The 22,051-nt window shown below is 64.9% G+C and carries 21 protein-coding genes; 13 read left to right on the top strand and 8 right to left on the bottom strand.

Features of this window, described 5'->3' with window-relative positions; translation table 11 throughout:
- Positions 1 to 22 precede the first annotated feature (22 nt).
- From thiB to JKG68_RS17695, 3 genes are read left to right on the top strand one after another with little or no spacing between them, the layout of a single operon-like run.
- Positions 23 to 1,027 carry a thiamine ABC transporter substrate binding subunit gene (gene thiB, locus JKG68_RS17685; protein WP_202062183.1) on the top strand — a complete coding sequence of 335 codons (1,005 nt, stop codon included), beginning with the start codon at positions 23 to 25 and terminating at the stop codon, positions 1,025 to 1,027.
- 8 nt (positions 1,028 to 1,035) lie between these two features.
- Complete coding sequence (locus tag JKG68_RS17690) at positions 1,036 to 2,610, top strand: ABC transporter permease subunit (protein ID WP_202062184.1); 1,575 nt, start codon at positions 1,036 to 1,038, stop codon at positions 2,608 to 2,610.
- Entirely contained in the window at positions 2,597 to 3,298 is a 702-nt protein-coding gene (locus JKG68_RS17695) for a thiamine ABC transporter ATP-binding protein (protein WP_202062185.1), read from the top strand. Before JKG68_RS17690 ends, JKG68_RS17695 begins: the two co-directional genes overlap by 14 nt.
- 97 nt (positions 3,299 to 3,395) lie before the next feature.
- On the opposite strand, the gene JKG68_RS17700 is transcribed toward JKG68_RS17695, so the two are convergent.
- From JKG68_RS17700 to JKG68_RS17715, 4 genes are all read right to left on the bottom strand, one after another.
- On the bottom strand, positions 3,396 to 4,487 hold the full coding sequence (locus JKG68_RS17700; RefSeq protein ID WP_202062186.1) for an ABC transporter ATP-binding protein: 1,092 nt from the start codon (positions 4,485 to 4,487) through the stop codon (positions 3,396 to 3,398).
- 25 nt (positions 4,488 to 4,512) lie between these two features.
- Positions 4,513 to 5,346, bottom strand: coding sequence for a carbohydrate ABC transporter permease (locus JKG68_RS17705; protein WP_202062187.1), 834 nt, complete (start codon positions 5,344 to 5,346; stop codon positions 4,513 to 4,515).
- 7 nt (positions 5,347 to 5,353) lie between these two features.
- The gene (locus tag JKG68_RS17710; RefSeq protein WP_210346368.1) at positions 5,354 to 6,316 is read right to left on the bottom strand and encodes a carbohydrate ABC transporter permease; all 963 of its coding nucleotides are present in this window, start codon (positions 6,314 to 6,316) and stop codon (positions 5,354 to 5,356) included.
- Between the two features lie 75 nt (positions 6,317 to 6,391).
- Positions 6,392 to 7,681 (bottom strand): ABC transporter substrate-binding protein, encoded by a 1,290-nt coding sequence (locus JKG68_RS17715; protein WP_202062188.1) that lies wholly within the window; start codon positions 7,679 to 7,681, stop codon positions 6,392 to 6,394.
- Positions 7,682 to 8,048: 367 nt separating this feature from the next.
- On the opposite strand from JKG68_RS17715, the gene JKG68_RS17720 reads away from it, so the two are divergent.
- From JKG68_RS17720 to JKG68_RS17740, 5 genes are read left to right on the top strand one after another with little or no spacing between them, the layout of a single operon-like run.
- Positions 8,049 to 8,930 carry a glucosamine kinase nucleotide-binding domain-containing protein gene (locus tag JKG68_RS17720; protein ID WP_202062189.1) on the top strand — a complete coding sequence of 294 codons (882 nt, stop codon included), beginning with the start codon at positions 8,049 to 8,051 and terminating at the stop codon, positions 8,928 to 8,930.
- Positions 8,927 to 9,712: a GntR family transcriptional regulator gene (locus JKG68_RS17725; RefSeq protein WP_202062191.1), complete on the top strand. Its 786-nt coding sequence runs from the start codon at positions 8,927 to 8,929 to the stop codon at positions 9,710 to 9,712. Before JKG68_RS17720 ends, JKG68_RS17725 begins: the two co-directional genes overlap by 4 nt.
- Positions 9,699 to 10,757 carry an SIS domain-containing protein gene (locus tag JKG68_RS17730; RefSeq protein WP_202062193.1) on the top strand — a complete coding sequence of 353 codons (1,059 nt, stop codon included), beginning with the start codon at positions 9,699 to 9,701 and terminating at the stop codon, positions 10,755 to 10,757. The genes JKG68_RS17725 and JKG68_RS17730 overlap by 14 nt, the downstream gene beginning before the upstream one ends.
- On the top strand, positions 10,757 to 11,890 hold the full coding sequence (nagA, locus tag JKG68_RS17735) for an N-acetylglucosamine-6-phosphate deacetylase (protein WP_202062195.1): 1,134 nt from the start codon (positions 10,757 to 10,759) through the stop codon (positions 11,888 to 11,890). The genes JKG68_RS17730 and nagA overlap by 1 nt, the downstream gene beginning before the upstream one ends.
- Positions 11,891 to 11,904: 14 nt before the next feature.
- Positions 11,905 to 12,972 carry a Gfo/Idh/MocA family oxidoreductase gene (locus tag JKG68_RS17740; protein ID WP_202062197.1) on the top strand — a complete coding sequence of 356 codons (1,068 nt, stop codon included), beginning with the start codon at positions 11,905 to 11,907 and terminating at the stop codon, positions 12,970 to 12,972.
- A gap of 4 nt (positions 12,973 to 12,976) precedes the next feature.
- Here JKG68_RS17740 and JKG68_RS34275 read toward each other — a convergent pair whose 3' ends face one another.
- The 4 genes from JKG68_RS34275 to JKG68_RS17760 form a co-directional block, all read right to left on the bottom strand.
- Positions 12,977 to 13,414, bottom strand: a complete 438-nt coding sequence (locus tag JKG68_RS34275) for a GNAT family N-acetyltransferase (protein WP_202062199.1) — start codon at positions 13,412 to 13,414, stop codon at positions 12,977 to 12,979.
- Positions 13,411 to 14,235, bottom strand: a complete 825-nt coding sequence (locus tag JKG68_RS17750; RefSeq protein WP_202062201.1) for an ABC transporter permease — start codon at positions 14,233 to 14,235, stop codon at positions 13,411 to 13,413. The genes JKG68_RS34275 and JKG68_RS17750 overlap by 4 nt, the downstream gene beginning before the upstream one ends.
- A 3-nt stretch (positions 14,236 to 14,238) precedes the next feature.
- Positions 14,239 to 15,186, bottom strand: a complete 948-nt coding sequence (locus JKG68_RS17755; protein ID WP_202062203.1) for an ABC transporter permease — start codon at positions 15,184 to 15,186, stop codon at positions 14,239 to 14,241.
- Between the two features lie 68 nt (positions 15,187 to 15,254).
- Complete coding sequence (locus JKG68_RS17760; protein WP_202062205.1) at positions 15,255 to 16,754, bottom strand: ABC transporter substrate-binding protein; 1,500 nt, start codon at positions 16,752 to 16,754, stop codon at positions 15,255 to 15,257.
- 141 nt (positions 16,755 to 16,895) lie between these two features.
- Between JKG68_RS17760 and JKG68_RS17765 the strand changes: the two genes are divergently transcribed.
- The 5 genes from JKG68_RS17765 to JKG68_RS17785 all read left to right on the top strand — a co-directional run bounded on the left by JKG68_RS17765 (position 16,896) and on the right by JKG68_RS17785 (position 22,028).
- Complete coding sequence (locus JKG68_RS17765; protein WP_202062207.1) at positions 16,896 to 17,993, top strand: anhydro-N-acetylmuramic acid kinase; 1,098 nt, start codon at positions 16,896 to 16,898, stop codon at positions 17,991 to 17,993.
- Between the two features lie 7 nt (positions 17,994 to 18,000).
- Positions 18,001 to 19,026: a serine hydrolase domain-containing protein gene (locus JKG68_RS17770; protein ID WP_202062209.1), complete on the top strand. Its 1,026-nt coding sequence runs from the start codon at positions 18,001 to 18,003 to the stop codon at positions 19,024 to 19,026.
- 102 nt (positions 19,027 to 19,128) lie between these two features.
- The gene (locus JKG68_RS17775) at positions 19,129 to 20,019 is read left to right on the top strand and encodes an N-acetylmuramic acid 6-phosphate etherase (RefSeq protein WP_202062211.1); all 891 of its coding nucleotides are present in this window, start codon (positions 19,129 to 19,131) and stop codon (positions 20,017 to 20,019) included.
- 45 nt (positions 20,020 to 20,064) lie between these two features.
- Positions 20,065 to 20,973 (top strand): N-acetylglucosamine kinase, encoded by a 909-nt coding sequence (locus tag JKG68_RS17780; protein ID WP_202062213.1) that lies wholly within the window; start codon positions 20,065 to 20,067, stop codon positions 20,971 to 20,973.
- A 113-nt stretch (positions 20,974 to 21,086) separates the two neighbouring features.
- Entirely contained in the window at positions 21,087 to 22,028 is a 942-nt protein-coding gene (locus JKG68_RS17785; RefSeq protein ID WP_202062215.1) for a sugar kinase, read from the top strand.
- The last annotated feature ends 23 nt before the right edge of the window (positions 22,029 to 22,051 follow it).

Below are 22,051 nucleotides of genomic sequence, written 5' to 3' on the forward strand. Positions count from 1 at the left end.
CACATGCATGGGAGCGCCCCTGATGTTACGCCGACTTCTTCTCACACTTCTGTCGCTTGGGATCGCCACGGGCTTTGCCCAGGCGCAGACGAAGCCTGTTCTGACCGTCTACACCTACAGCTCGTTTGCCGGAAAATACGGTCCCGGTAAGCCGGTGAAGGAGCGGTTCGAGGCAACTTGCGGCTGCGAACTCAACTGGGTTACGGCCGAAGACGCCGGCAGCCTGCTCGGGCGGCTGCGCCTGGAGGGCGACAACACGAAGGCCGATGCGGTCGTCGGCCTCGACATGAACCTTGCGGCCGAAGCCAGGGCTCTCAATCTCTTTGCTCCGCACGGCGCCGATGTGAAGGACCTTTCGCTGCCGATCGAATGGAAGGACGATACGTTCATCCCCTTCGACTGGGGCTACTATGCCTTCGTCTATGACGCCAACAAGCTGCCCAATCCGCCCAAAAGCCTGAAGGAGCTGGTCGACAGCCCCAATGGCCCGAAGATCGTTCTGCAGGATCCCCGCACCAGCGCGCCGGGTCTCGGCCTCCTGCTGTGGATGCAGAAGGTCTACGGCGACGAGGCCGGCGAAGCCTGGACCAAGTTGAAGCCTCGCATCGTGACCTTCACCAAGGGCTGGTCGGAAGCCTACGGGCTCTTCATGAAAGGCGAGGCTGACATGGTGATGTCCTACACCACGTCGCCGGCCTACCACATCGTCGCGGAGAAGAAGGACAACTACAAGGCCGCCGCTTTCACGGAGGGACACTACCTTCACGTGGAGCTCGCCGGCATGACCCGCACCACGAAGCAGCCGGACCTGGCCAAGAAGTTCATGGCTTTCATCCTCAGCGAGCCGTTCCAGTCGGCCATTCCTGAAACCAACTGGATGTACCCGGCCAAGAACCCTCCGTCTGGCACCCCGGCAGCCCTGAAGGGCATGATCCAGCCGAGCCAGGCGCTTCTCTTCACGCCGGAGGAAGTGCAGCAGAAACGCCGCGCCTTCACCGACGCCTGGCTCAACGCCACGGCGCGCTGAACAAGCCCATGACGATCAGGCTGCCCCATCCCGGAAGCCTCGTGGCCTTTGCCATCCTGGGCCTGGTTGCGGGCGGCTTCATTGCTTTGGCAACGTTCGATGGAGGGACGCCCCCGCTTCTCTCCATCGGTCCCTATCTCGGCCGCGTGCTGGCTTTCTCCGTGATTCAGGCCGCGCTCTCGACCGTTCTGTCGCTCGTGCTTGGAATCGGGCTGGCGCTCGCTTTGGCCCGGCGCCGCTTCCCGGGCCGGGATATCGTTCTGGCAACCCTGGGAACCACGATGGTGATGCCGACTATCGTGGCGGTCTTCGCCGTCTTTGCCGTCTATGGCCGGAGCGGATGGCTTGCCGAAGCGCTGGCGTTCCTCGGGTGGGAAGAAGGCTTCAGCATCTTCGGATACCCCGGGATTCTCATCGCCCACGTGTTCCTGAACGCTCCCTTCGTGGCCCGGATCACGCTTGACGGATTGAATCAGGTGCCTGCCGAGCATTGGCGCCTGGCGGCCACTTTCGGCTTCACGCCGGTCCAGGTTTTCCGGCATCTCGACTGGCCGGTTCTGCGCGCGGAACTTCCCGGCATCGCCGGTCTCATCTACCTCATGTGCTTCAAGAGCTTTGCCATCGTGCTGGCGCTCGGCGGCGGGCCGAGCCGTTCCACCCTCGAGGTGGCAATCTATGAAGCGCTCAAGATCGATCTCGATTTCGGCCGTGTGGCCTGGCTCGCCTTGATCCAGCTCGCGATCTGCCTGTCGATGACGGGTCTTCTCCACTGGGCATTCACGCGACCTCCGGTAGGCCACACGATCCGAGCCCTGGTCCGACGCCCTGACGCGAAGGCTCGCAGCCTGAAAATCGCCGATGCCTTGATGCTGGCCATCGGGGTCCTTTTCATCGGCCCGCTCGCTTTGAGCGTTCTCACGGGGTTGCGCAACATGGTCGATGTCTTAGGCGCCGATCTGCTTGAGGCCTTTGCGACGAGCCTGGCCATCGCAACCCTCGCCGCCTCGGTGGCCTGCCTGCTGGCGGTTGCCCTTGCCTCCGCGGCGCGTCGGCGGCGCATTGCCATGCGCTCGCCGCGGGTTGCCGCCCTGTACGATTTCCTGCCGGACACCCTGCTTGCGGTGCCGCCCTTCGCCCTGACCGCAGGCCTCTTTCTGATGATCCAGCGCTTCGCGGATCCCTCCGCGGCGGGGCTCATCCTTTTGCCGCTCATCAACGGGCTTGCGGCCGTGCCCTTTGCCTATCGCTATGTTGCGCCCCGGCTTCTCACCGTGGAGGAGCGCTATGGCCGGGTCGCGGCCTCTCTCGGCATCACCGGCTGGGCGAAGCTGACGATCATGGATTGGCCCGCCTTGAAGCGACCGCTCGCGGCAGGCTTTGCCCTGGCCATGGCCCTGTCGTTCGGCGATTTCGGCATCATCGCCCTTTTCGGCGGCACGGAACTCACGACCCTGCCCTATCTTCTCTACGAGCGCCTTGGCGCCTATCGGCTGGATGAGGCATCGGCCATCGGCCTCTTCATCGTCCTCGTCGCCTTTGTTCTCGCCCATCTTTCAGGTCGAATGTCCCATGCTGGTGATTGAGAACTGCCGCCTGACCTGGCCGGATTTCGCAGCCGACTACTCCCTGTCGGTAAAGGCGGGAAGCCTGTGCGCCGTCATCGGCCCGTCCGGGGGCGGCAAGACGACCCTGCTGCACATGATCGCCGGTTTCGAGACACCGGAAGACGGGACGCTCGCCTTCAACGGCCAGGATCTTATGCCGCTCGAGCCGGCCAAGCGACCGATGGCGATCGTCTTCCAGGATCACAACCTGTTTCCCCATCTGAGCGTCGCGCAGAATGTAGGGCTTGGCCTTCGCCCTTCCCTGCGCCTGACGGCCGATGAGAAGCACCTCATCGCGGAAATGCTCGACTCCGTCGGCCTGCACGGTTTCGCGAGCCGCAAGCCGGGCGAGATGTCGGGCGGGCAGCGTCAGCGCGTGGCCCTGGCCCGCGCCCTTGTCTCGGGACGCCCGCTGATCCTCCTCGATGAGCCGTTCAGCAGCCTCGATCCGGGACTACGCCGCGACATGATCCTGCTGGCGGACAAGCTGCGGCGCAAACGCTCCGTGACCATGCTGATGACGATCCACACGCCAGAGGATGTTGCCGACGTGGCCGATCAGATGGTCTTTGTCGCGGACGGCAAGGTCGTGGCGTCAGGACCGCCCGCTGCGGTTCTGAACAGCTCCCTAGCTCCCAGGATCGCAGCCGCCGTATCCGACTCGTGACGCTGCCCGGCAATCCTCGGACGCCCGCCTCCAGGTCAACAGACCCTCAGGCCTATCCCTGAGGCCTCGGCATGACGTCCGACCGTCCGGCAGGCTCTCAGGCTCGCCCGGCCAGCACAGACATTCCGGCAGCGTCGAAGACATGCAAGGCGCGGCTCGGCACATGGGCCGTATAGGCCCCGCCCGGCGTCGCATCGGTCTCGCCCGGGGCCCTGACGATCACGTCATCCCCGCTCGCCAGCTTCATGTAGACGTAGCTCGACTCGCCGAGCTGTTCCACCGCGTCGATGGTGCCGCGCAGGGAGGCGGTCTCGGCTCCCCCCTCGGTCATGTGCTCGGGCCGGATTCCCACCGTCACGGTATCGCCGGGCTTTACGCTGTCGGGCCTCACCTCAACGGCTGCTTCGGTGCCAGCAAAGCCCAGGATGGCGCCGGTGCCGTTCACGCGCAGCACCTGTCCCTTGATGAAGTTCATCCGAGGAGAGCCGATGAAGCCGGCGACGAACAGGTTGCGCGGGGAGCGGTAGAGCTCGAGGGGCGCGCCCACCTGCTCGATCCGGCCCTGGTTCAGCACCACGATCTTGGAGGCGAGCGTCATGGCCTCGACCTGATCGTGGGTGACGTAGATCATGGTGGCGCCGAGATCCCGGTGCAGCTTGGCGATCTCCAGGCGCGTATTGACCCGAAGCGCCGCGTCCAGGTTCGACAGGGGCTCGTCGAAGAGGAAGACGCTGGGATTGCGCACGATGGCCCGACCGATGGCGACGCGCTGCCTTTGGCCGCCCGACAGCTCGCGGGGCTTGCGGTCGAGAAGCGGCGTCAGCTTGAGGATCTCGGCTGCCTGCCGCACCCGGCGATCCACCTCGCCCTTGTCGGTCTTGGCGAATTTCAGCCCGAAGGCCATGTTCTTGAAGACGGTCATATGCGGGTAGAGCGCATAGGACTGGAACACCATGGCGATCTTGCGGTCCGCCGGCGGCAGCTCGTTCACCCGCCGGCTGCCGATCCGGATCTCGCCGCCGCTCACGGTTTCCAGGCCGGCAATAATCCGGAGCAGCGTGGACTTCCCGCAGCCCGACGGGCCGACGAACACCACGAACTCCCCATCCTCCACGGACAGGTTGATGTCCCGCAGGATTTCGGTTGCTCCGAAAGACTTGGCAACACCATGCAGGGAAACGTCAGCCATTGCGGTCAATTCCTGGAATGAAACTTCACTTCACGGCGCCGGCCGTCAGGCCGCGAACGAGATAGCGGGAGAACAGAAGGTAGAGGACGAGAACGGGCGCCACCGCCAGAGTCAGAGAGGCCAGCACCGCGTTCCAGTCCGTCACGTACTGGCCGATGAACTGCTGCACGCCGAGCGTGATCGTCTGCTTGCCGTCGCCGGGCGCCAGAATCAGCGGGAACCAAAGATCGTTCCAGACCGGCACCATAGTGAAGACGGCCACCGTCGCGATGGCCGGGCTGATCAGGGGCAAGATGATGCTGCCGAAGATGCGGTACTCGCTCACACCGTCGCAGCGGGCGGCATCGCGCAGGTCCTTGGGGATCTGCTGGATGAATTCGCCGAGGATCAGGATGGCGAGCGGCAGCCCTTGAGCCACATAAACGAGGATCAGCGCCGTCAGGGTGTTGACGAGGTCCAGCTCCACCATCATCCGCAGGATGCTGACGCTGCCGAGGCGGATCGGCACCATGATGCCGACGGCGAGATAAAGGCCGATCAGCGTGTTGCCGCGAAAGCGGTATTCGGTCAGCGCCCAGGCCGCCATCGCGCCGATGAGGACGATCAGAACGAGCGACACCACCGTGACCGTTAGGCTGTTCAAGAAGTAAAGGCCGAAATCCGAGTTCGCGAACACCCGGTCGAAGCCGATGGTCGTGAAGGTTTGCCCATTGGGGAGGCCGAGCGGATCGGCAAAGATCGCCCGGCGTGTCTTGAAGGCATTGATCAGGATGAGAAGGATCGGCCCCAGGGCCAGGATCGTGTAGAGGATCAGCGCAATATGGACGGCGATGCGGCCGGGTCGAACAGTCATGGCCATCGATCCTTTAGAAGCTGTGCCGCTGCAGCCGCCGCTGCACGCCGAAAAGGTAGATCAGCACACCGATCAGAATGATGACCAGCATGGCGGTCGCCACCGCAGCCCCCATGGTCGGGCTGCCGACCTGGAGCTGGAAGCCGAAGAATGTGCGATAAAAGAAAGTGCCGAGAATGTCCGTGGAGAAGTTCGGGCCGGCTAAGGCGCCCTTGATGGCGTAGATCAAGTCGAAGGCGTTGAAGTTGGCGACGAACGTCAGGATAGACACCACGCCGAGGGTTGGCAGGATCAGAGGCAGGCGCACGAACCAGAACACGCTGAAGGGGCCTGCGCCGTCAACCGTCGCGGCGTCGATGAGATCGTCGGGAATGTTCAAAAGGGCCGCGTAGATCAGCATCATGGGAATGCCGACGAACTGCCAGACCGAGATGAGCGACACCGTCAGCAGCGCCGTCGATTCCTGGCCCAGCCAGGGGCCGAAGAGGCTTCCCAGACCGACCGCCTTCAGGAGGCTCGGCGCGATGCCCCAGAGCGGATTGAGGATGAGCTGCCAGATGAAGCCGATGATCACCACCGACAGCATGGTCGGCAGGAAGATCAGCGTGCGGTAGACGCTGCCGCCCGTCAGGCGCGGCAGGCTCAGCAACATGGCAAGCCCCAGGCCAATGCCGTTCTGCACCACCATGTGGATCAGAAAGAAGATCAGGTTGTTCTGGAAGGCGTTCCAGAACTGGCCGGACCAGTTGGGGTCGGTCAGGAGCGTGTGGAAATTCTGAAGGCCGACGAAGCTGCGCGCGCCCGTCTCGTCGCCGGCGTAGAGGCTGAGGCGGATCGTGTCGAACAGCGGGTAGATCGAGAACAGCGAGTAGATCACCAGCGCAGGCGCAAGGAACACCGCAATGTGGACAGGAAAGCGCGAGCGGGTGGGAGCCGCGTCCGCAGACTGCACGCTAGAGGCCGTGAGATCCGTCATGCTGCTCTGGGTCGAAGAGGAAAAGGGATGGCGGGCCACTTGGAGAAGCGGCCCGCCACGGCTTTCTTTCAGCGCTTACTTCTTGTGCGGCTCATACCAGCCGGCAAGGCTGTCCTCGGCCTTCTTGGCGGCCTCTGCGGGCTTCATGGTGCCGTTCATCACCTGGGCGCTCACGTTCCAAAGTTCGTTCTCGAGGTTCGGCGTGCCGCGGGACAGGATCTGGTAGGAGTTGCGGATCGAGCTTTCGCAGGTGCCGCGCCAGCCCACGAACTTGGCCGCCACGGGATCCTTCACGTCGACCTTGGCCTTGGAGAGCGGGAAGAAGCCCGGCAGCTCGTTGGCGTAGATCTCGGCGAATTCGGGCGACGCCACCCATGACAGGAAGGTCTTGGCCGCCTCGACGTTCTTCGACTTGGCGTTGATGCCGATGGCGATGTCGGTGTGGTCGCTGATGTAGCACTTGTCGCCGGCATTCACCACGGGCGGAGCGAAGGCGTCGAATTCGAAGTCGGCCTGCTTGCGGAAGATCGGAACGTCCCAGGAGCCGGCCGGATAGATTGCCGCGCGGCCCAGGGTGAACAGGTTCTGCGTGTCCGGATACTTCTGGGACTTGTAGCCGTCGCCCATGTAGGGAGCCCAGCTCGCCAGTTCCTTGAAGGTATCCACGTAAGGCTTGTCGGTGAACTTCTGCTTGCCTTCGATGAGCGCCTTGCGACCCTCCTCGCCTTTCCAGTAGTTCACGCCGATGTTCTGGAAGCCCATGGTGGCGGCTTCCCACTGATCGGCCGTGCCCATGGCGATGGGCGTGTACTTGCCGTCGGCCTTGATCTTGTCGAGCACCGCATGGAACTCGGCCACGGTCTTGGGCGGCGTCAGCTTCAGCTCGTCGAAGATTTCCTTGTTGTAGACGAAGCCGTGGATCACGGATGCCATCGGCATGCAGAAGGTGGTCTTGCCGTCGTCCGTCGACCAGGCGCTCTTCGCCACGTCCGAGAAGTTCTCGATGCCCTTCACGTCGTTGACGGCGGCAAGGTTGCCCTTCTTGAACAGGTCGAGAGAAGCGTCGAAAGGCCGGCAGGTGATGAGGTCCCCGGCCGTTCCGCCGGCAAGGCGCGCATTGAGCGCAGCGTTGTACTCAGTCGGCGGATCGGCCTTGAACTGGATCTTGATGTTGGGATGCGCCTTGTTGAAGGCGGGGATGATCTTGGTGTTCCAAACATCCGCATCGTCATTGCGCCAGCTCTCGATGGTGAGCGTCTGGGCCGAGGCGGCATTGGCGAAAGCAAGAGCGGCCGCAGCCACCGAGGCGGTCGCGAGCAGCTGCCCCGCGCGGCGCAGGAAAGCTCTCGAATGAAGCGTCGTCATCGTTTTTTGTCCTCCATTGACCAAGGGCGCTGGAGCCGCCCTTCGAATAAGTCCCTGTGTTTGTCCCGTGCAATTTCCATTGCATTCTCGGGCTTTCCCGGCAGTCGAGCCTGACTGTTCCACCTCAAAGCGCCTTGGACAAGTGACCTCATATTGGTATCGGCAAAATTCAAACACAACTCTTCTTTGAGAGCATCCTCTGAAAATCGCTATGGTCTTTTTCGCCGGCCTGGCGCTCTCGCCGATCCCCTGTCGGGGAGCGTTATCCGCAAAGCACCTGGGTATTGCCGCCCGGCACCTCTTCCCGAACTGGACATTAAGTGGCATTGTGCCGCTCCGTGAGTTCGCTTCCCCGAGATCGGCTGCAATGACCGAATCCCTGTTCCTTGGCATTGATGGCGGCGGCACCAAGTGCCGGGCCAGGCTGCGCGATGCGCAAGGAAACCTTTTGGGGGAAGGAACGGGCGGACCCTCCAACATCCGGCTCGATCCGGATCTCGTCTGGGCCTCGATTCTGACGGCCTGCCGCGAAGCCCTTTTTCAGGCAGGCCTGCAGGAGGATCGCCTCAAGCAGATCCATGCCGGCATGGGGGCTGCCGGCGCAGGCCAGACCAGCGCTGTCGAACGCCTCCTGTCCCGCCCCCATCCCTTCGCGTCCATCGAGATCGATACCGACGCGCATACCGCCTGGCTCGGCGCCTTCAAAGGCGGGGATGGAGCGATCCTGATCGTCGGCACGGGCTCCTGCGGCTATGGCGGCGTCAGCGGGCAGTGCCATTATGTGGGCGGCTGGGGCTACGAGATCTCCGACGAGGGCAGCGGTGCCGCCATCGGGCGCGAGCTCCTGCGCCGCACCATCTGGGCCCATGACGGACGCATCGCCCTCACCCCGCTCTCGGCACTGGTGTTGGCCGAATTCAAGAACGATCTCGAGGTCATGGTGGATTGGGTCGGCAAGGCCCGGCCGAGCGATTACGGGCGCTACGCCCCGCTCGTTCTGCAGCACGCCGAAAAGCGCGATCCGTTGGGCATCGACATCATCTCGGACGCGGCCGCCGGACTGGGAAGAATCGCCACGCGCCTTCTCGATCTTGGCGCCCCTGCCCTGTGCCTCTTCGGCGGCTTGGCGGAGCCCCTTCGGCCGTGGCTCCCGCCGCCGGTTCAGCAGGCCATCAGGCCGCCTGCGGCCGATGCGCTGGACGGCGCCATTCTGCTCGCCCGCACCGCGTTGCCGGGAGGGCAGCCATGAGCGATGCGTCCGGCGACCCCCTCTCCTTCATCCCCCTGAACGAGGGCAATCCGACGCCTCTTTACCTCCAGCTGCAGCAGTCCATCGAGGATGCGGTGCGCAAGGGCGCCCTCAAGGCGGATGCCGCCCTTCCGGGGGAGCGGGATCTGGCCAAGCAGCTCGGCATTTCCCGCGTCACCGTCCGCAAGGCCATCACCGGCCTGGTGCAGAAGGGGGTTCTGGTCCAGCGCTGGGGATCGGGCACCTTCATCGCGCCGCAGATGCGCCTGGAGCAGCCGCTGTCCCGCCTGTCGAGCTTTACCGACGACATGTCGGCCCGCGGCCTGAAATCCTCCGCCGTCATGCTGAGCCGGTCGACCGGTCCTGCCTCGACGGACGAGCTGATGGCGCTGGGCCTTTCACCCGGCGATCTGGTGAGCCGCGTCAATCGCCTGCGCCTGGCGAACGGCATTCCCATGGCCATCGAGAATGCGGTTCTTCCCTCACGGGTTCTGCCCGATCCGTCCGTCGTCAAGCAGTCGCTTTACGCCGTGCTGCACGATCAAGGCTTCATGCCGACCCGCGCCCTCCAGAGGCTGCATGCGGTTCTGTTGAACGAGGAACAGGCCGCGCTGCTCGGCGTTCCGCCTCAGAGCCCTGCGCTTTACATCGAACGCCGCTCGTTCACCGCAACGGGCGAGGTGGTCGAGTTCACGTCGTCCTACTACCGGGGCGATGCCTATGATTTCGTGGCCGAGCTGACCATCAGCCAGCCCGAACGGATGCACAATGATGACGCCTGACCGGAACGATTCAACCGCTACCCTGACGGCCATGCTGCGCGAGGCGCAGGAAGCCCCGCAGGTGGTCGCGCATCTGCTCGAAAGCAATGCGCCCCTGTGCCGGGAGCTGGGCGAGCGGCTTCGCGCCTCACCGCCGCCTTTTGCCGTCACCTGCGCGCGCGGCAGCTCGGACAATGCGGCAACCTTCGTCAAATATCTGCTCGAGATCCATTCCGGCCTCGTGACCGCCTCCGTCGGGCCTTCCGTGACCTCCGTCTACGAGGCACGCCCGCGAATGCGCGATGCGCTCTTCCTCGCCGTCTCGCAATCGGGCCGCAGCCCGGACATTCTCAATCTGGCACAAGCCGGCCGGGACGATGGCGCGCTGACCGTCGCGCTGGTGAACGACACCGCCTCGCCGCTCGCCTCCACCTGCGAGGTGGTGCTGCCGCTTCATGCGGGACCGGAGAAGAGCGTTGCCGCCACCAAGTCCTTCATCGCGGCCCTGGCCGCGGGCTTTCAGCTCGTCGCCCACTGGACGCAGGATCGGGCGCTTCTCGATGCGCTCGACACGCTTCCCGACGTTCTCGCCAAGGCTTCCGCCATCGACTGGTCGGCGGCGCTCCCCGTCCTGTCCAAGGCGAACAACCTCTTCGTCGTCGGACGCGGCGTGGGCTTTGCCGTGGCGCAGGAGGCGGCCCTCAAGCTCAAGGAAACCTCGGGCGTTCATGCGGAGGCGATGAGCGCCGCGGAACTGATGCACGGCCCTTGGACCCTGGCGGGAGATCACTTCCCGATCCTGGTGCTGAGCCAGCAGGACGAAACCCTGAGCGGCGTCAACGATCTGGTGACGAAGCTGAACGAGCAAGGCGTGCCGGTCGTGGTGGCCGGCGCCGCCGAAGGTCCGGCGACCATCATGCTGCCGCCGGTGGACAACACCCATCCCTATCTTGCGCCGATTGCCCTCATTCAGAGCTTCTACCCTCTCGTGAACGCCATTGCCCTGGCGCGCGGCCGCAACCCGGATAATCCGCCGCGCCTGCGCAAGGTGACGGAGACCGTCTGATGGCCACAGCCCTTGTTGGAGCCCGCGTCTTCGACGGGACGCACATGCTCGAAGGCCGCGCCGTCGTGGTCGAGCAGGGCCGCATCCTCGGACTGCCCCGTGTGCAGGATCTGGGCGCGGGCATCGAGCGCCACCAGGTGGAAGGGCTGTTGGGCCCCGGCTTCATCGACGTTCAGGTCAATGGCGGCGGCGGCGTGCTCTACAACGACGTGCGCAGCGTCGAAGGCCTGAAGGCCATCGCGCAGGCGCACCGGGCCTATGGCACCACCGGCCTGCTGCCGACCTTCATCACCGATACCCGCGAGACAATGGTGCAAGCCATGGAGGCAATGCGCGCGGCATTGTCCGCCCGCGTACCAGGCGTTCTCGGCATCCATATCGAGGGTCCCTTCATCAGCCCCGAGCGCAAGGGCGTGCACAACCCCGACTTCATGCGGCCGATGGAGGATGAGGACATCGCCATCATGACCTCCCTGAAGGAGGGCCGCACCCTGGTGACGCTGGCGCCCGAGCGCAACAGCATGGAGGCGATCGCGCGCCTTGCCGCAGCGGGCGTTCTCATCTGCGCCGGTCACACGGCAAGCGACTACGCAACGGTCATGGAAGCCTGCCGCCACGGCTTGCGCGGCTTCACGCATCTCTACAACGCCATGCCCCCTCTGGCGGGCCGGGACCCGGGCCCCGTAGGGGCAGCGCTCGACAGTCCCGACACCTGGTGCGGGCTCATCGTCGACGGGCACCATGTGAGCGATGCGGCCCTGCGCGTTGCGGTTGCGGCGAAAGGCACGGAGCGGATGATGCTCGTGACCGACGCCATGTCGGTGACGGGCACCGACCTTACCAGCTTCGAGCTGCATGGCCGAACGATCTACCGCAAGGACGGCAGGCTGACGACGGAGGACGGGACGCTCGCAGGGTCCGATCTCGACATGGCGAGCGCCGTGCGCAACAGCGTGCGGAGGCTGGGCCTTGCCCTGCCCAACGTGCTGCGGATGGCGTCGCTCGTTCCAGCCACATTCCTCAAGCTGGATCACGAACTGGGCCGCATCGCGCCCGGCTATCGCGCAGACCTCGTTCTGCTCGATGAGAGCCTGCACGTGCGGCAGACTTGGATAGACGGGCAAAGCAGCTGACCACAGAGGTTTAGATGAACGCACAAAGAGTTCTGGTTGTCGGGCTCGGCAATATGGGCCTGTCCCACGCCCTCGCCTATACGCGGATCGAGGGCTACGAGATTGCCGGCCTTTGCACGCGCAACATCGACGCAATGGATCTCCCGGCGGCTCTGCGCGATGCGTCACGCTTCACCGATTTCGATGAGGCCCTGGCGGCCACGAGGCCGGACGTGGTCTCCATCAACACCTGGTCGGACACCCACGCGCCCTACGCCATTCGGGCCATGGAGGCGGGCGCCCATGTGTTCGTGGAAAAGCCCCTTGCCGATACGGTCGACGATGCGCAGCGCGTGGTGGATACGGCCATGCGCACCGGGCGCAAGCTCGTCATCGGCTATATCCTTCGCCACCATCCGTCCTGGATCAAGTTCATCGAGATTGCCAGGACGCTGGGTGCGCCTCACGTGTTCCGCATGAACCTCAATCAGCAATCGAGCGGCACAGCCTGGGACGCCCACAAGCGCCTGCTGCAATCCCTGTCGCCCATCGTCGATTGCGGCGTTCATTATGTGGACGTGATGTGCCAGATCACGAAGGCCAAGCCCGTGCAGGTTCACGGCGTGGGAGCGCGGCTGACCGAGGACATGCCGGAGGGCATGTACAATTACGGCCATCTCCACGTGACCTTCGATGACGGGTCGGTCGGCTGGTATGAGGCCGGATGGGGCCCGATGATGAGCGAGACGGCTTATTTCGTGAAGGACGTGATCGGTCCGAAGGGCAGCGTCAGCATCGTCATGGCCGAGACCGTGGGCGACATCCGCTCCGACGACATCAATGCCCACACCAAGACCAACCAGATCCTGCTCCACCATGCCGCTTTAAAGGACGACGGATCCTTCGCGAAGGCGGACGAGCGGATCAGCACCACGGACGAGCCGGATCACGACGGGCTCTGCGAGCGGGAGCAGCGCTTCCTCTTGCGCGCGATCCAGGAAGATGTCGATCTGACGGATCATATGAACGACGCCGTCCGTTCCTTGCGCATCGTGCTCGCGGCGGACGAGGCGGTTCGGACCGGCAAGGTGGTGACGCTCTGAACCGTCAGCGCTTCACGCAAAGCACGAAGCTTCGGTTTCGACCGGCGAACTCGCGTTCATACTCGCGGTCGGCCAGCCAGCCATGGCGTTCGTAGAAGCGGCGTGCGCCCCAGTTGTCGCGAAAGCATTCGAGACTCCGGACTCCAAGGGCCTCCGCCCGCTTCAGCAGCACCGCTCCGCCGCCCTTGCCGCTCGCGGCAGGGTCCATGAACAGCATGTCGATGTGATCCCGGGTCATGAGGAGGAACCCGACAGGCTCGTCATTCGAGAAGGCAACCAGCATCCGCTCCCATGAAGCGGCGAAGCGCCCGGCGAAGAAAGCGGCGTTCCGGCTCTCAAGCAGATCCGCTTCCAGGATGCCCGCAAAGGCTGCCCGGTAGGACCGTTCGGCAATCGCCGCCAGTTCCGGCACGTCTTCGGCCCTGGCAGCCCGCACGTTCACGGCTGTCCTCTGAGGCGCGGATCGAGGGTGTCGCGCAGGGCATCCCCTAAAAGGTTGAACCCGAAGGACAGGAACAGGATCGCAAACCCGGCGAAGACCGCGCTCCAGGGGGAGAGCATAAGGAAGTTGCGGCCTTCCGACAGCATCAGGCCGAGCGACGGCGTGGGCGGCTGGGTGCCGAGGCCGAGGAACGACAACGAGGCCTCCACCAGAATGGCGGCCGAGAGCAGAAGGCTTGTTTGAACCAGGATCACGGAGGCGAGGTTCGGCAGGATGTGCAGGAAGATGATGCGGGCATCGGACGCCCCGATGGCGCGGGCGCCGGCCACATACTCGCTCTCGCACAGCACGAGCGCGGGGCCGCGGAGAAGCCGGGCGAAGATCGGGGTGTAGACCACCGCGATGGCGGCGGCCGCGCTGTAGGTATGCGGCCCCAGAACCGCGATGATGCCGATGGCGAGCAGCATGACCGGAAAGGCGAAGAGCACATCCATGATCCGCATGATGATCCGGTCGAGCCAGCCGCGATAGTAGGCAGCGACGAGGCCGAGCGCCCCTCCCGCGAGCAGAGCGATCCCGACGGCGAGCAGGCAGGCGATGAGCGAGGTGCGGTAGCCGTACAGAATGCGGGTGAGCACATCGCGGCCCAGCTGATCGGTTCCGAACCAGTTCAGCTCGGTCGGTCCGCGCAGGCGCCTCGCGACGCTCTGCGCCATGGGATCGTAGGGTGCGAACAGGGGCGCACCGAGGGCAAGGATCAGTTGGACGGCCACCAGGACGACCGCGAAGGTCAGAAGCTTGTTCTTGGCGAGACGCTGCACGGTTCAGGCTCTCACGCGGGGGTCGACGATGATGTAGAGGAAGTCGACCAGAAAGTTCACGACCACGAAGCCTGCCGTCACGACCAGGATGGTGGCTTGGATCAGGGGGTAGTTGCGCTCGGCGATGGCGCCGAGGATCAGGCGGCCGAGACCCGGGATGGCGAAAACCTGCTCGACCACGATGGCGCCGCCGAGAAGATAGCCTGTCATGATGCCGACGCTGGTGAGAAACGGGATCAAAGCATTGCGCAGGGCATGCTTGTAGACGACCTTCCGCTCGGCCAGACCCTTGGCCCGCGCGGTGCGGATGTAATCCTGGCCCAGGGCATCGAGCATGGCCGAGCGCACGAGGCGCGAGAGATTGGCGAGGATCGGCAGCGCCAAGGCGAAGGCGGGCAGCATCATGCGCTGCAGATTGCCGAGGGGGTCGTCCGAGAACGGCACGTAGCCCAGGGAAGCAAAGCCCGGCGCCCATGCGGAGAGAAGAAGGATCAGCACGATCCCGAGCCAGAACGACGGGATCGTCAGGCCCGCGATGGCGGTCACGCGCATCGCCACATCCGCAGCGCCGCCGCGTGTCTGCGCCATGAGGCAGCCGACGGGAACCGCCAGAACCGCGCCGATAAGGAGGGACAGGAACGTCAGTTCCAAGGTCGGCCACAGGTGCAGGAGGATCTCGGCTGCAACGGGCCGTCCCGTCCAGAGGGACGTGCCGAAATCGCCGCGCAGGGCCGAGCCTGCCCAGAGCAGGTATTGCTCGACGATGGGCCGGTCGAGCCCGACGCGGCGGTTGAGCTCCGCCATGCGCTCGGGCGTGATCTCCGTATTCGCCCCCAGCATGATCGCCACCGCATCGCCGGGGATCAGCCGGATCATCAGGAACACGATGACCGATACGCCGAAGAGGACGATGACCAGATCGATGAGGCGCGCGAGCAGGACTCGGTTCATGCGAAACAGGCTCTCCGAAATGAAAAGCCCCGGCGCTGCGAGAACAGCGCCGAGGCGGCGGGCGTCGGTTAGTAGGATGCGTTGCGCAGGGCCCGAAGCGAGCGGTTCGGCATGACCTCGTAACCCTGCAGCTTGCTGTTCATGGCCGAAAACAGGGTGCCGTAGGTCAGGTGCGCGGCGGGACCCGAGCAGGCGAGCTTCTGCTGCACCTTGTCATAGGCCGCCTTGCGGGCGGCTTGGTCCTGCAGGGTGCGCGCCTGGTCGAGAAGACCATCGACCTCCGGGTCCGAATACTTGAACACGTTGGTCGAGCCGCCGGTGCGGAAGGTGCGGTAGAAATACTCGTCCGGATCGGGCTGGCCCGCATTGAGGGAGGCGAACATGTCGAAGTTGCTGTTGCGCCAATCCTGGATGAACTGGCCCTGCTCCTGGTTGACCAGCTCGACCTTGAAGCCAGCCTTGTTCAGCTGCTCCTGCACCACCTGGGCGATGTCCTTGATGTCCTGGCGCGGCAGAACCTTCATGGAGACGGCAACCGGGGTGGAGACGCCCGCTTCCTTCAACAGGGCTTGGGCCTTGGCGGGGTCGTGCGTGTAGCAGGCGAACTGCTTCACATCGAGCGCCCAGGATTTCAGAGCCGGCGAGAGCGGGCCGCCCGGCACGCCGGCGCCGAAGAGGGCGGCGTCCACGATCTCCTGGCGGTTGATCGCGTAGTTGACCGCCTCGCGCACCTTCGGGTTGTCGAAGGGGGGCTTCGACACGTTCATGCCGATGAGCGTGTAGGCGAGGTCCATGGTCTCGGCGAGCTTCACGTTCGGCTTGCCCTTGAGCTGCAAGGCCGTGGCCGCGTCGATGTTGGGCAGCATTGCGTACTGCCCGTTGCTCAGGCCCACCTGACGGGTGGCCGATTCAGGCACGATGTTGAACTTGAGGCCCGACAGCTTCGGCAGGCCCTTCTCCCAATAAGCTTCGTTCTTGGTGAGAAGAATGAAGCCGTTCGGCTGCCATTCCTGGAACTTGAACGGGCCCGTGCCGACCGGCGTCTTCTGCAGGGCGTCCTTGTTCGCCTCCATGGCGCTCGGCACGATGGCGATGGTGGCAAGGGAACTCAGAAGGGCCGCGGACGGCTCCTTGAGCTTCAGCTCGACGGTCTGGGGATCGACCGCGCTGGCGCTCTCCACGGCCGAGAGGCGGCTTGCCAGCGGTGAGGCGATGTCCTTGCTCTGCAGGCGCTTGATCGAGGACACCACATCCTCGGCATTCATGTCCGAGCCGTCATGGAATTTCACGCCTGAGCGCAGCTTGAACGTATAGGTCTTGCCATCCTGCGAAATGGACCAGGACTCCGCGAGACTGGGAACGGTCTTGAGATCCTTGTCGATGGCGGTGAGGCCCTCGTAGATATTGCCGTTCACCACCATGAAGCTCGGGAAAGCGGTGATGAGATGCGGATCGAGTCCGGTGGGGCTTGCATCCGCCCCGATCTCCAGAACCTGAGCCGAGGCGGAGGCCATTGCCGCCACCATGAAACCTGCGCCCATTGCACTGCGCAGTGCTGACCTGACCATGCGTCATTTCTCCCTTGGAAGCCGCAGGGGATTTATAGGCCATCGCCGCGGACCTGTCATGGTCCAATCTCATACCACTCTGGACCAGTTCATCGCCTGTGCTATGGTCCTCGAAAGAGTCGGAGCATTCTGGAGAGAACGATGTCGCAGCGTCCCCCCGTCAAAGCCATCGGCGTGATCAGCGGCACATCCATGGACGGCATCGACGTCTCCATCGTGGAAACGGACGGGGACACCGTCGTCCGGCCGGGACCGGGCCGGACCTTCTCCTATCCGGACGATCTCAGAAAGACCCTGCAAGCCCTGATTGCCGAGCCCGCTCGCGCCCAGAGCGAGCCGCTGGAGGAACTGGAGCAGGCGGTGACGGACGCGCATATCGACGCCGTGCGCCGCTTCATGGCGGAAGCCCGCATTCAGGCAAAGGATGTGAGCCTGATCGGCTTTCACGGGCAGACCGTGTATCACCGGCCGGAAGCCCGGTTCACGCGTCAGCTCGGTCTCGGCTCCCGGGTTGCCGAGGCCCTCGGCATCGACACCGTCTACCGCTTCCGCCATGCGGATGTGGCCTCGGGCGGCGAAGGGGCGCCCTTCGTTCCCCTTTATCATCGGGCTCTCGCAAGCGAGCTTTCGCAGCCGATCATGATCCTCAATCTCGGCGGCGTCGGAAACGTCACCTATATCGACGGCGACGTGGTGATCGCCTTCGATACCGGCCCGGCGAGCGCGCTTCTCGACGATTTCGTCTCCCGCCGGCGCGGCCTCGGCTTCGACGAGAACGGGCAGCTGGCCGCATCCGGCACGGCGGACCAGACACTCGTCGCCGCGTTCATGGGCAATCCCTTCTTCGACCGCCCTGCCCCCAAATCTCTCGACCGCCAGGATTTTCATGCGCGGGCCAAGGGCGTGGAGGCTCTGTCCGACCACGATGGCGCTGCGACCTTGGCGGAGTTCACGGTCCAGTCCGTCATCGCTTCGCTGCGCCATGTTCCGCGCGCGCCTCAGCGCTGGCTCGTTACCGGCGGCGGGCGGCGCAACGGGCATTTCATGAGGCGCCTGCACGAGGAGCTCGGCGTCGCCGTCGATTCGGTCGAAGCGGTGGGCTGGGACGGCGACTTCCTGGAGGCGCAGGCCTTCGGCTATCTGGCCGTGCGGTCCACCCTGGGGCTGCCTTTGAGCCTTCCGACAACCACCGGCGTGCCCCATCCCATGCCCGGCGGCGAACTGCACCGCGCGGCGTGAGCCTGCCATGCCTCCGACAGGTTTGATCGAGCAGGCTTTTGCGCCGGCTGCGGCTTCCATCGAGGCCGGCAACATCCCGGGCGCGGTCCTCGGCGTCGTCACGTCCGATGGCGACCGTGCCGTGCAATGGGCGGGCGCGGCACAGATCGACCCCCAGCGCGAGCCCGTTTCCCGCACGACCTGGTTCGATCTGGCGTCTCTCACCAAGGTCATCTTCACCACGACGTGCGTTCTGCAGCTGGTGGAGGAAGGGAGGATCTCGCTCGACGATCCCCTGGTGAAAGCGATCCCGGATCTGCGCCAGTACGACATGAACGCCGCCGAGCGGCGCCTCACCTTCCGCCAGTGCCTGGCCCATCAGACGCATCTGCCCGCCGTCGAGCCGCTCTACACCTACGGCCAGGACCCCGGCACGCTGCGCGCCTTCATCCTGCAGCGCGTGTGGCAGGCAGGACCGCCCGTTTATTCCGACATCAACTACATGCTGCTCGGCATCGCCATCGAGCGCATCACGGGGCAGGCGCTGATCGACCAGCCTTTGCCTGAAGAACTATCGTTTCGTCCCGATCCGAAGCTGTGCGCCGCAACCGAGAGGGACACATGGCGCGGCCGCGTGATCCGCGGCGAGGTGCATGACGAAAACGCCTTTGCGCTCGGCGGCGCCTCGGGCCATGCGGGGCTGTTCGGCACGATCGACGGCGTGCTCGACTTTGCCCGCTCGCTCCTCGACGGCTCGGCTCTCTCGCCCGAATCCATCAAAGCCATCCGCACGCGCGAGTCGGACAAGCGCACGGTCGGCTGGGAAGCCTGCCATGCCGGCTGGCACGGCGGCGATGCCTGCTCTCCGGATGCCATCGGCCATACGGGCTTTACCGGCACCGGATTATGGGTCGATTTCGAGCGTGGGCTTGCCTGGTCCCTCCTGACGAATCGCGTTCATCCGAGCAGGCATAAGGACAGCGGGATCCTGGGGCTGCGCCGTGCAACGGGCGAGCGGGTGATCGCGTTGTTCGATGAGCATGCGCAACTCTAAGAATGCCGAGGAAAACTCGTCCGCGGGCTGCTTTCGCTCTTCTGTCGGCCATTGTTGAGGTTGAGAACTGGTCCTATATTGGTCTGGAAGAAAGTTGGCATAATGGCGACAGAACATTTCAGTACCCGCTTCCAGGACCTCGACACATGGCCGAGCCTCGACGTCCTGTCCGCCTTCTATGAGGGACAGCTCTCCGCCGTTGCGGCCGTGAGGCCCTCGCTTCCCGCCATCGCGGCGGCGGCCGAAGAAGCGGTCGGGCGCCTGCGCCGCGGCGGACGGCTCGTCTATGCGGGAGCCGGCACATCGGGCCGCATCGGCGTTCAGGACGGCACCGAGCTGCCGCCCACCTTCAACTGGCCCGACGACCGGGTGGTCTATCTCATCGCCGGCGGCGTGGGCGCCATCATGCAGGCGGTCGAAAACGCCGAGGATTCCGTAGAGGAAGGCGTCGAGGGCATTCGCAAGAACGATATCGGGCCCAACGACGTGGTGATCGGCGTTGCGGCCAGCGGCCGGACTCCGTTCACGATTGCGGCCCTGAAGGAAGCGGCGGCCCGAGGCGCGCAGACCATCGGCATCTCCAACAATCCGGACGCGCCGATCCTCGAGGCCTGCTCCCATCCGATCCTGGCCGATACGGGCGAGGAGGTCATTGCCGGCTCGACCCGCATGAAGGCGGGCACGGCGCAGAAGATCATCCTCAATCTGCTCTCCAGCCTGATCATGGTGCGCCTGGACCGGGTCTATCGCGGTCTCATGGTCAATATGCGGGCCACGAACGCCAAGCTGCGCAACCGCAGCGAGATCATGGTGATGCAGATCACCGATTGCGACGAGGGCACGGCAGCGGACGCGATCCTGCAGGCCGGCGGCGACCTGAAGACCGCCGTTCTCATCGCCATGGGCGCAATCCCATCGGAGGCGCAAGGCGCGCTCGAGCGCAGCGACGGCAATCTGCGCAAAGCCCTGGCGGACTTCTCCAAGTCGGAATAAGAGCAGCGGCCAGGCAGCTGGCTAGAAACAAGAAGGCAGGATGTCATGGGGCTGGGGCTTGGCATCGACGCGGGCGGAACCGCCACGCGCTGGCGGCTGGCGGATGGGAGCGGCCACTGCATCGCCCAGGGCTCCGTGGCTCCCCTGACGGGCCATCTTTTCTCGGCCGCGGCGGAAGAGCGGGCCCGGCAGATCGTCATCGAGATGGCTCAAGCGGTGCTCAAGACCGGCAGGCCGCTCGGCATCGTCGCCGGCATCACGGGGCTCACCCGCGACACCCCCGCCGAGGCGACCATGCGGGCCCTGTTCGCGCAAACCTTCGAGCTGCCCCAGGACCGGGTCTTCGTGGCGGAAGACATGTGGATCGCCTATCTCGCCTATTTCGCCCTCGGCGAGGGCATCCTCGTCTACAGCGGCACGGGCTCCATCGGCTATTATCTGTCCGAGACCAAGGACGTGATCCGGGTCGGCGGGCGCGGCAACCTCATCGACGACGGCGGTTCCGGCTTCTGGATCGCCCGGGAGGCCCTGAAGGCCGTTCTGCGGGCGGAGGAGGAAAGCCCCGGCGAGGGCTGGACCACCACCCTTGGCACCTGCCTGGCGGGTGCGCTCGGCGGCACGGACTGGAACGTGGTGCGCTCCTTCGTCTATGGCGGCGACCGGGGCAAGATCGGCTCGCTGGCCCGCGCCGTGGGCGAGGCCGCGGGAGCCGACGACAAGACCGCCCTTCGGATCTTGCGGGAAGCCGGGGGAGAGCTTGCCCGCCTCGCCAATTCCCTCATCAAGCGCCTCGGCCCCCGGCCCGTTGCGCTGGTGGGCGGGAGCACGCGCCTGCATCCGGTCCTGTCCAACGGTTTCCGGCAGGATCTGGCGGCGCCGGTCGAGTTCATCGCCACCGATCTGGACGCGGCGCTGACCGCCGCGCGCCTCGCCGCCACGCTCCATAGGGCTTGACCTTTCGTCAAGCTTGGCAGATCCCGAAACCGGGCCGGGAATGACTTGCGCAATCGGCCCCTCTCGTCCAAGACTTCAGCGGCGAAACCAGATCCAAGACGATAGTTTTAGCGATGCATGCTCTCTTCGTAGGCCAGACCTATATCGACGTGACGTTCCTGACGGACGAGATTCCGACCGGCGACGAGAAGACCGTGGCGCGGGACTATGCGATCTCGTTCGGCGGAAACGCGGTGACGGCCGCCTTCGCCTGCGCCAAGCTGGGTCTGCCCCCGGATCTTCTGACCTCGATCGCCGACGACTGGCTCGGCCGCATGTTCATCGACATGGCGGCGAAGTACGGCATCTCGGTGCACCACCGGAAAGTGGCCGAGTCCTCCCTGTCCTTCATCATGCCGCATGGGGGCAAGCGCGCCATCGTGCGCTGCCGCGACGATCATTACCTGCATCCGGTGCCGCCCCTGAACCTTCAGGGCTGCAAGGCCCTGCACCTCGACGGCCACCAGGCGGACGCCGCCATGCACTACGCCAAGGCCTGCCGCGAGGCCGGCATCCTCACCTCCCTCGACGGCGGGGGCCTGCGCTCCAACACCCATGAGCTCCTGGAGTTCATCGATGTGGCCATCGTGGCCGAACGCCTGTGCGAGCAGATGAACCTGACGCCGGCCGGGATGCTCGCCTACCTCAAGAGCCGCGGCTGCAAGATCGGCGGCGTGACCTTGGGCGAGCGCGGCCTCGTCTGGTACGACGAGACCGGCCAGGAGGGCGTTCTGCCGGCCCTCGACGTTCCGTTCGAGAAGGTGGTGGACACCAACGGCGCCGGCGACATCTTCCACGGATCCTATGTCTACTCCGCCATGGCGCGGCCCGAGTTGCCCTGGCGCGAGCACTTCATCTTCGCCCGCGGGGCCTCCTCCCACGCCATTCAGCACCTCGGCAACGAGGCGAGCCTGCCGACCGCCGACGATATCGCCCGGGTGCAGGCGCTGTTCCCCGAAAAGGCGCCCTCTGCCTCGGGTTCCTCCGAGAAAACAGATCTGGCAAAAGCCGGCTAAAGCTTTAACATTACATTTACCGG

This window comes from Microvirga aerilata, from assembly GCF_016743775.1.
Classification (GTDB): domain Bacteria; phylum Pseudomonadota; class Alphaproteobacteria; order Rhizobiales; family Beijerinckiaceae; genus Microvirga; species Microvirga aerilata.

Coding starts and splice junctions, on each gene's coding strand:
- thiB (WP_202062183.1), top strand. CDS start 23: ATGTTACGCCGACTTCTTCTCACACTTCTGTCGCTTGGGATCGCCACG.
- JKG68_RS17690 (WP_202062184.1), top strand. CDS start 1,036: ATGACGATCAGGCTGCCCCATCCCGGAAGCCTCGTGGCCTTTGCCATC.
- JKG68_RS17695 (WP_202062185.1), top strand. CDS start 2,597: ATGCTGGTGATTGAGAACTGCCGCCTGACCTGGCCGGATTTCGCAGCC.
- JKG68_RS17700 (WP_202062186.1), bottom strand. CDS start 4,487: ATGGCTGACGTTTCCCTGCATGGTGTTGCCAAGTCTTTCGGAGCAACC.
- JKG68_RS17705 (WP_202062187.1), bottom strand. CDS start 5,346: ATGGCCATGACTGTTCGACCCGGCCGCATCGCCGTCCATATTGCGCTG.
- JKG68_RS17710 (WP_210346368.1), bottom strand. CDS start 6,316: ATGACGGATCTCACGGCCTCTAGCGTGCAGTCTGCGGACGCGGCTCCC.
- JKG68_RS17715 (WP_202062188.1), bottom strand. CDS start 7,681: ATGACGACGCTTCATTCGAGAGCTTTCCTGCGCCGCGCGGGGCAGCTG.
- JKG68_RS17720 (WP_202062189.1), top strand. CDS start 8,049: ATGACCGAATCCCTGTTCCTTGGCATTGATGGCGGCGGCACCAAGTGC.
- JKG68_RS17725 (WP_202062191.1), top strand. CDS start 8,927: ATGAGCGATGCGTCCGGCGACCCCCTCTCCTTCATCCCCCTGAACGAG.
- JKG68_RS17730 (WP_202062193.1), top strand. CDS start 9,699: ATGATGACGCCTGACCGGAACGATTCAACCGCTACCCTGACGGCCATG.
- nagA (WP_202062195.1), top strand. CDS start 10,757: ATGGCCACAGCCCTTGTTGGAGCCCGCGTCTTCGACGGGACGCACATG.
- JKG68_RS17740 (WP_202062197.1), top strand. CDS start 11,905: ATGAACGCACAAAGAGTTCTGGTTGTCGGGCTCGGCAATATGGGCCTG.
- JKG68_RS17755 (WP_202062203.1), bottom strand. CDS start 15,186: ATGAACCGAGTCCTGCTCGCGCGCCTCATCGATCTGGTCATCGTCCTC.
- JKG68_RS17760 (WP_202062205.1), bottom strand. CDS start 16,754: ATGGTCAGGTCAGCACTGCGCAGTGCAATGGGCGCAGGTTTCATGGTG.
- JKG68_RS17765 (WP_202062207.1), top strand. CDS start 16,896: ATGTCGCAGCGTCCCCCCGTCAAAGCCATCGGCGTGATCAGCGGCACA.
- JKG68_RS17770 (WP_202062209.1), top strand. CDS start 18,001: ATGCCTCCGACAGGTTTGATCGAGCAGGCTTTTGCGCCGGCTGCGGCT.
- JKG68_RS17775 (WP_202062211.1), top strand. CDS start 19,129: ATGGCGACAGAACATTTCAGTACCCGCTTCCAGGACCTCGACACATGG.
- JKG68_RS17780 (WP_202062213.1), top strand. CDS start 20,065: ATGGGGCTGGGGCTTGGCATCGACGCGGGCGGAACCGCCACGCGCTGG.
- JKG68_RS17785 (WP_202062215.1), top strand. CDS start 21,087: ATGCATGCTCTCTTCGTAGGCCAGACCTATATCGACGTGACGTTCCTG.